This window comes from Clostridium sp. TJA020 (assembly GCF_058310295.1).
In genome coordinates this window covers 1-578 of the sequence record NZ_JBZEFC010000026.1, presented here as the reverse complement: position 1 = coordinate 578, position 578 = coordinate 1, and the positions used below count along the sequence as shown (strand labels likewise).

Sequence of the window (578 nt, the reverse complement as noted above, 5' to 3'; positions counted from 1 at the left end):
AAATTCCACCTCTACTCCAAATAATCATAATATAAATCCACCTTATTTAAATTTGTATGTATGTCCTGCAGGCACTAGGTTATATTAACTTAAACTGTCTATAATTGTCAATATTTATACAAATACAGTTAAAATAATTATAAAATATATAGAACGTATGTTTGAAAAATTAAAAGAAAATGATATAATAAAGATAAATAAAAAAAGAATATTTTAAGTACCCTACCTGTAAGGTGGAAGGCAATTATCATATAGCCACGGGAAACAATTAATCAGTTAGTTACTGGTGTTGTTCCTGTGGTTTTTTTGTTACTTAAAAATAGAAAGGAGAATATAGAATGAATGATAAAGCAAGGGAAGAAAGAAATTCATACATGAGAGAATGGCGTAGGAGGAACAAGGATAAGGTTAAGAAGTATCAAGATACATATTGGGAGCGTAAGATAAGCAAAGAAAAAAAGAAGTGATATAGGAAAAGTTATGTATTAATTAAAAAGCCTTACTATTTAGTAGTTCTCGCGTATATATAAGAAGGTGATTAATTAATGAAATATGTAAATGAGTACTTAAAGCTAGAT

Annotated in this window: 1 protein-coding gene; it reads left to right on the top strand. The window is 27.5% G+C overall.

Annotation, left to right across the window (positions count from 1 at the left end):
- Nucleotides 1-338: 338 nt before the first annotated feature.
- Nucleotides 339-467, top strand: coding sequence for a hypothetical protein (locus AC4FQ1_RS13135; RefSeq protein ID WP_491169875.1), 129 nt, complete (start codon nucleotides 339-341; stop codon nucleotides 465-467).
- Nucleotides 468-578: the final 111 nt, after the last annotated feature.

What these genes read in the sequence shown, in the direction of transcription:
- AC4FQ1_RS13135 (WP_491169875.1), top strand. Translation starts at nt 339, where the DNA reads ATGAATGATAAAGCAAGGGAAGAAAGAAATTCATACATGAGAGAATGG.